The 7,686-nt window shown below is 40.1% G+C and carries 5 protein-coding genes; all 5 read right to left on the bottom strand.

What is annotated here, in order from left to right:
* Window positions 1-1,056, bottom strand: a 1,056-nt coding sequence (locus DBR11_RS05040) for an ABC transporter transmembrane domain-containing protein (protein ID WP_146186468.1), incomplete at its 3' end; no start/stop codon positions are given.
* Between the two features lie 5 nt (window positions 1,057-1,061).
* A complete protein-coding gene (locus tag DBR11_RS05035) occupies window positions 1,062-2,381 on the bottom strand; it encodes a nucleotide sugar dehydrogenase (RefSeq protein ID WP_108550517.1) in 1,320 nt (439 codons plus the stop codon).
* Entirely contained in the window at window positions 2,374-4,782 is a 2,409-nt protein-coding gene (locus DBR11_RS05030) for a tyrosine-protein kinase family protein (protein ID WP_108550516.1), read from the bottom strand. The genes DBR11_RS05035 and DBR11_RS05030 overlap by 8 nt, the downstream gene beginning before the upstream one ends.
* A gap of 13 nt (window positions 4,783-4,795) precedes the next feature.
* Window positions 4,796-5,650 (bottom strand): polysaccharide biosynthesis/export family protein, encoded by an 855-nt coding sequence (locus tag DBR11_RS05025; RefSeq protein WP_199233760.1) that lies wholly within the window; start codon window positions 5,648-5,650, stop codon window positions 4,796-4,798.
* Between the two features lie 7 nt (window positions 5,651-5,657).
* Window positions 5,658-7,601, bottom strand: coding sequence for a nucleoside-diphosphate sugar epimerase/dehydratase (locus DBR11_RS05020; RefSeq protein WP_108550514.1), 1,944 nt, complete (start codon window positions 7,599-7,601; stop codon window positions 5,658-5,660).
* Window positions 7,602-7,686: the final 85 nt, after the last annotated feature.

Genomic DNA, 7,686 nt, shown 5'->3' with positions numbered 1-7,686 from the left:
CTCTTTACCCATGTAAAGTTCTCTGCCAGCCGCAAGTTCCTGGCTGAAGGCCTCCAGATGTTCTATAGACCCAGCCAAGCCCAAAAAAGAATTCCAGGAAACCTGAAACTGCATTAAAGATCCGAGTGCCCGGTAAAAAAACAGTAAACTGATCAAAATAGCCGTCAGATAGGTATGAAATATGGTTGTCTGGAGGAAAATAACCACCGCCACAACGATAATACTCAAAGGTTCCCTGGTTGCACTTAACACCACAGAAAGCACGCCAATCCTACTATTGTTTTTCTCTATAACATCTACCTGATCAATTAATTTTTTTTGATATTGTTTAATTCCGGCAGTAGCCTTCAAATATTTAAAGCAAGAAACAAACTCCTGAATCAGGCCTTGAAAAGCACCATTATCCTCGCTTAATTTCTTGGAAACTTCTTTTGTCTTTTTATAAATTTTTCGGTACACCAGATCGGAAAAAAGACCTCCAATACTCACCATAATGGCAAATTTCCAATCTACTGCAAAAGCAAAACCAATATATACCAATACCAAAACACCATGTTGAAATGCCTGAAAATAAAACTGGCAAGCTTTTGATACCTTATCTACTTCGCCTGTTAAAGCATTTTGAATGTTCCCCAGGTCAGACTTCACAAAATGTGTATAACTCAAATTGCTCAAATGCTGGATACTTTTCAGCCTGATCTCCCGTATAAAATACTGCTGAAGCTTAACCTGATAAACCCCTTTAATATAATACACCACACCTTTCAACACAAAAAACACCACAATGACTATCAAAGCCAATTGCATGGTAACCACCAGACCGGCCTTTTGTAAAAAACTCACCAAAAAGCCAAGATGCCCCATTGAAGAAGCATTGGCCTGACCCGTTCCATCGGCTACCTGCAAAAGCGGCAGGAACATACTCAGTCCAAGCCCATCCAGAAAGCCCACTATAATATTTAAAACAATAGCAATGAATACCTTTTCCCGCAAATAGCTATAGAAATAAGCCAAATGACCAAAACGGCTTTTCAGGGTACTTTTAATTTTCTTCATAAGTTTTAAAGTCTGGCATCAATCAAATTTTTATCGAGAATTCCCTTTACATCGTAAATTACCCTTGAAGGCCGTTTAACCAGATTGAGGTCCTTGAACTCATCATGAGCAACCGCCAGGATAATAGCCGCATACTGATCCATATCAGGTTGTTCAGAGCAGATCCGGATTCCATAATTGTGCTCCACCTCAATAGGGTCTGCCCAAGGGTCATAAACCTCAACCTGAACATCAAAGACCCTCAATTCTTTAAAAATATCGGCTACTTTAGTATTTCTTACATCAGGACAATTCTCCTTAAATGTAAATCCAAGCAGCAATACCTTCGCATTTAACACTTTCAAATCCTTTCTCATCATCTGCTTCAGCACCTCCGCAGCAATATGCTTACTCATTCCATTGTTGATCCGTCGCCCTGCAAGGATAATTTCAGGGTGATAGCCAACTTCCTGTGATTTCTGCGCCAGGTAATAAGGATCTACCCCAATGCAATGCCCCCCAACCAGACCTGGTTTAAAAGGCAAAAAGTTCCATTTGGTGCCTGCCGCTTCCAAAACCTCAGCGGTATCAATTCCCATCAGGTTAAACATCATGGCCAGTTCATTCACAAAGGCGATGTTAATGTCCCTTTGTGAATTCTCAATAACTTTAGAAGCTTCTGCTACGCGAATAGAAGAAGCCTTAAACGTACCCGCTTTAATGACCGATTTATACAACAGGTCAACAAAATCTGCTGTTTTTGGTGTACTCCCCGATGTCACCTTCAGAATATTAGCAACCGTACGCAATTTATCTCCAGGATTAATCCGTTCAGGGGAATAGCCCACAAAGAATTCATTGTTAAATATTAAACCAGAGGTCTTTTCCAATACGGGAACACATTCATCTTCAGTTACTCCAGGATAAACCGTACTCTCGTAAATAACGATATCTCCTTTTTTCAATACTGCTCCTACCATTTCACTTGCCTTCACCAATGGCGTTAATACAGGTCTGTCATGTTTATCTGTTGGTGTGGGGACTGTTATGATAAAGACATTACAGTTGGCCATATCTTCCTGCTGACCGGAAGGATATAAGCCCGATAAGGCCCTATCAAGCGACCCCATTGAAGACATCAGTACTTGTTGAAGGGCATCACTGCTAACCTCCAGGGTTACGTCATTTCCATTAGAAAGTTCCTGTACCCTGGTGCTGTTGATATCAAACCCTACAACTCTATATTTTTCGGCCAGGATGACCGACAGCGGCAAACCAACATATCCAAGGCCGATAACGGCTATTTTAGTGCGATCTAATGCTGAAACTAAAGGCTGGTTAAGCATGTTTATTAAATAATTTTAAAAATTTTTTCCATCTGTTATTTTCCTGCTCTTCAAAATGATATTCATAGCCATAGCCATAACTTGAAGGCATTTCTGTATCGTTATAAATCGCATAAGTTTTTTTAATTAGCCCCTTCTCCACCAGATCATTCATGTTTTCAACCGCTTCCCAGTCTGAGTACAGGTGTCTGAAAATGTAAAAATTAAGATCAGCCAGATTAAAAATATCAATCGTCTCTGAAACCAGGGCAGCCGGCGGACAATCCAGAATCACCACATCGTAAGTGCTTTTCAAAATCTGAATCATCTCCTGGAACCGCGGTTTTCCAATCAGTTCCGCTGGATTTGGCGGAACAGTACCAGACAGTAAAATATCCAGATTCTCAGAGCCAGAAGGTTTAATCAATTGAGAAAGTTCTTTCTTTGTGCTCAAGTAAGTGCTTACACCCACATCATTCAGTAAACCAAAATCGGACGCGATCTTTGGCCTTCTTAAATCCATACCAACCAATATGGTTTTCTTCCCACTCAGTGCATAAATACCCGCCATATTTACTGAACAAAATGTTTTCCCCTCTCCAGATTTACTGCTCGTAAATGCAATTACAATAGACTCATCCGGTGGATGCAGAAACTGTGTACTCACTCGAACACTTCTGAAATTTTCACTCACAAAGGACTTCGGCGAATTAGACACTACATTATTATTCTCCCGCCACAAACTCCTGCCAATAATGCCAATCAATGGAACAACCAGTTTACTTTCCAGCAGCTTCACATCATAAATCCTGTTGCCCGTCATATTTCTGATAAAAAGAAATAAGACCGGCAACAAAATACCGAGACAAAAAGCTATGATATAATTCCTGACAGGCTTGGGAGAAAGCATATTACCAATTTGCCGTGAAAGGTCCAGTACTTCACTAGATGGGGTGTTACTGGCTTTAGTAATCTCAGCTTCAGATCTCTTTTGAAGCAGATACAGATAAATATTCTCACTGATGGTAAACTGTCGCTTAATGCTCAGCAGATTTCGCTCTACCTGAGGCAACTGGTCCAGCTCTCCGGTTAGAGCAGAAATCCGTTTATTCATCTCCCGGAAAGAAAGTTTGGCAATCTGTAAAGATCTGTTCAGGTTCTCTCTCAGAGAATTCAGAATAGAAGTATATTTAAAATCCAGTTCCTTTAAAGCCCTGTTGTCTTTGGACAACACCTCCCTCAACCTTAACCGACTGCTCTGTACTTCAACAAGCTCAGGAATAAGCTTCTCCAGTACAGCCTCCTCAATGCCAATAGATGAAGGGACTACCAGTTGGTTCACTTTACCCTCTTCCAGATAATTTAAAGTACTTTCGTAATATTTAATCTTTAAGGAAACACCAGCATTATTATCCTCCAGAGTAGAAAGACGCGTATACACCAAACTGCCCTGTTCTTCCAGATTAAAGGTTTCATTTTTGGTCCGGTATTTTTGAAGTTTATCTTCAAAAAAGACCAATGAGTCCGTAATATTCTTTAGTTGATCATTGATAAAAGCAGAAGTATTAATAGAGGTTTGGTTTTTTTCTTTCAACTCCCTATGCTGGTACACTTGCATGATTTTATTCAAATAAATCTTATCTTTCTCCACCATATGGCTTTCCAGAGTAAGTGACAACACAGAAGATTCCTTTTTCATAACCTCTACCTTCATCACTTTACTATAGTATTCGGCCAGATCATAATCTGATTTCAGCACAAATGAAAAATCAGGACCTGTTTCTGTAACAGAGGCTGTTTTAACCACACGGAATTTGTAATGTTTCCCTTCAATCCATGTATTTAAACGGTAATTACCCTCAATCTGCAACTTAGACAGGTCTACCGGACTCTTGGTATCTGTTTTCCTCGGGTTATAAAGATTTAAAACTGATCCTTCAAAAGATAGGCGAAACTTCCCCTCTTCCAGAAATTTAACCTTCATTTCCCCATCAATCAATTGTGGATGGCCCCAGTCTACTTCCACTTCATAGGGTAAACCATGGTATACTTCATATTTCTTCCAAAGGTCCTTTTTAAAATACTCCACCCTGTAATCCAGTTCACTCAATGCATTATGAGCCAGTGTAAAAGAGCTCAAAATCGCAATCTCGTTTTCAATACTGCTTGGGGTGGTCTTCAGTCCCATGGTCTGGAACAGCTCTACAGATGCCTGATTCTTATCCTCCTTAATCTCCAGTGTAGCCTGAGTCTGATAAGTTGGATTAGCTCTTCTAGTCAGCAGATAAGCGATACATAAATTAACCAATATCAGCACGACCACTGCGGGCCAGATCCTCAGCAGATCATGAAAGAGTTTCTTCAAGTCAGCATTATCGTCTGTCGCTTTGAGTTTCTGAGGAGATTGTATATGATGTTTCATAAATACCTCTCCGTTAACGGGTTAAATTAATGACCAGCGCAATAGCCGTTAAAGAAGTTACCACAATCTGAAGTATTGAAGCCGCACTAAAACCAGTGCCAAATTCTCTGATCCGCATCGGTTCGGCATACAACTGGTCATTAGGCTGTATGAAATAATAAGGCGACTTGATGATACTCCTCTTGTTCAGATCCAGAACGTGGATTCTCGTGCCCTCTGGGTACTGTCTCAACAGAATCACTCTACCGCGCTTTGCCTCCAGGGTCATATCACCTGAATAAGCGATGGCTTCAAAAATGGTCATCCGGTCTTGCAGCACCACATATTTCCCTGGCTTTTTAAATTCACCAACCGTACTGAACCTTATACCTCCAAGCTTAACCCGAACAAACAACTGATCTTGTGCATTTTTAGCAAAATAAACACTCAGTTTTTTAGTAACCAGTTGTTCAGCTTCATCAAGAGTAAGCCCCATAATCTTCAACTTCCCCAGAAAAGGCAATTTCACATTACCATCCTGATCAATGGTATATCCTGTCATATAATAAATGTCTCCTGTTCCCTGCGAATTGCTGAACTGGCTGTTCACTACTCCACTTTCTGCCGGATTGCTCAATCCAAATACCGCATTCATTTCAGGAATAGTGGTTTTCATCTGGATATCCACAATATCATTAAACTGAAGCCTGTAGGTTGGAAGGGAATAATGGATCAGGGAATCATCGGCAAGTGAAAGATCCCTTTTATCCTTCTGCAGATAAGTAATTCTCTTATTAGAGATACAAGAAGTAAGCAGTAAACTGCAAAGAACAAAAAGAACTGGAATTTTAGTTTTAAACATAGGTAGTATAGTAGATATCGTATTCATTATTTGCTTAATTTCCAATGGCAACAGGCTCCATCGCAACTCCATTACCTAAAAGGTCTTCCTGTTCATCAAGTTCACAAAAACGAGAATGCATGCTCCTGAATTCGGGAACAAGCATCTTTAATTGTTTAACCATTTTTCTTTCGTCGTTATCCTGCATATAACTGAAGAGGCTCACAAAGTGGTTCATCACATATTGGTGCTCTACAGCTTTAATTTTAGCCACCATAATCTTCGGATGATAGGTCTTTTGGGAAATCTCACCGCCTGCCAGCAACTCCTCATACAATTTTTCACCGGGCCTCAAACCAGAATATTCAATCTGAATGTCCTTATTTGGTTCTGCACCGCTTAGTCTGATCATCTTTTTCGCCAGGTCAACAATCTTAACCGGTTGCCCCATATCGAAAACAAATATTTCGCCCCCCCTTCCCATGGTTGCCGCTTCAAGAACAAGGCTACAAGCTTCGCTGATGGTCATAAAGTACCTGATCACTTCCGGATGGGTCACAGTAACAGGTCCACCGGTTTCAATCTGTCTTTTAAATAATGGAATTACAGAACCATTAGAACCTAAAACATTACCAAACCTGGTGGTAATAAATTGAATGTCATTATTCCTCAAGGGAGAATCTGCACAAGACTGAATATACATTTCAGCTGTCCTTTTCGTTGCACCCATAATATTGGTTGGGTTTACCGCCTTATCAGTAGAAATCATAATGAATTTCCTGACCGAGTGGATCATGGCCAGGTTAGCCAGCAGGTAGGTCCCATAAATATTGCATTTAAAAGCTTCATAAGGATGCTCTTCCTGCATCGGAACATGCTTATAGGCCGCTGCATGAAAAATATGGTCTATCTTATATTTCCCAAAAATCACTTTCAACCTCTTTTCATTAGAGATATCACACAGTACCGGAAAAACGGGTACTTGAGCACATTGCTTTTTCAGATCAAGATCCAGTTCATATAAAGCGGATTCAGCCTGATCCAGCAAGATCAACTGAGCCGGTCCCTCCTTCAGAATTTGTTTGCAAAGTTCGCTGCCAATAGATCCCGCAGCTCCGGTAACCAATATTACTTTACCGGAAATCAGTGAATTCACTTTTTCGTTATTGATCTCTATAGTTTGCCTTCCTAAAAGATCAGCAATCTCCATATTGTGCAGTCCCCTCGCGCTCCGGTCTTCCACAAACCATTCATCCTTGCGAGACAACACTTTCAATTGAATACCTGCATCGTTAACTACTTTAAGCAGCTCTTCCTTTCGCTCTACAGAAACCGCTTCAGGAGAGATAATAAGCTGGTCCAATTGATAATTCCTGATATACTCTGGGAGATTTTTCGCATCTATCACCGGGATCCGGTTAATCCGTTTACCAATCTTTCTCGGATTATCGTCAAAGAAGAACAAAACATCCGCGGGATAGAACTTATCTTTTCCCAATAAATTAAAAGAAGACACGCCGGAATCGCCTGCACCAAAAATTCCAATTCTTAGTGATTTCTTCTCCCTCAAGGACAAAAAGAAAACATAACGGATAACGAATCTATAAGACAATAATAAACACAGCGTGGTAAACGAACAGATCAGGTGTGTGGAAAAACCAACTCCAATTTTTAAACCGTAAAATTCAGAAAAAGCATCTGTTGAGAACAGGATACTGAGTTGGATAAAAATACATTTTAACACGCTCAGCCCATCAAGAGAAGAGGTATGACGAATGACAACCCGGTAACTTTTGGATAAAAATAATGCTGCCCCACCTGCAATAAAAAATTCAACAATCTGGTAAAAACTAAGTTCTATCGCAAAAAGGCCGGTTGCTCTTTGAAAAAGCACAACCAATGCAACTGCAATGAGAAACATAAACGCATCTATGCCGAAGATGAGCCATGATGGCTGAAAATCAAGTTTAACAATATAATTTTTTAACCTATCGAGCATACAAACAAATGTATTCGTTTAGGTATTCAACTTAAATTTAAAGATACTACAGGCGATATTTTGTAAATTAAGTGCAGTTTTTGTG

Source organism: Pedobacter sp. HMWF019 (assembly GCF_003061025.1).
Taxonomy (GTDB): domain Bacteria; phylum Bacteroidota; class Bacteroidia; order Sphingobacteriales; family Sphingobacteriaceae; genus Pedobacter.
Note: the sequence above shows the minus strand (reverse complement) of the source record. Positions and strands in the feature narration are given on the sequence as shown.

Coding starts and splice junctions, on each gene's coding strand:
- DBR11_RS05035 (WP_108550517.1), bottom strand. CDS start 2,381: ATGCTTAACCAGCCTTTAGTTTCAGCATTAGATCGCACTAAAATAGCC.
- DBR11_RS05030 (WP_108550516.1), bottom strand. CDS start 4,782: ATGAAACATCATATACAATCTCCTCAGAAACTCAAAGCGACAGACGAT.
- DBR11_RS05025 (WP_199233760.1), bottom strand. CDS start 5,650: ATGAATACGATATCTACTATACTACCTATGTTTAAAACTAAAATTCCA.
- DBR11_RS05020 (WP_108550514.1), bottom strand. CDS start 7,601: ATGCTCGATAGGTTAAAAAATTATATTGTTAAACTTGATTTTCAGCCA.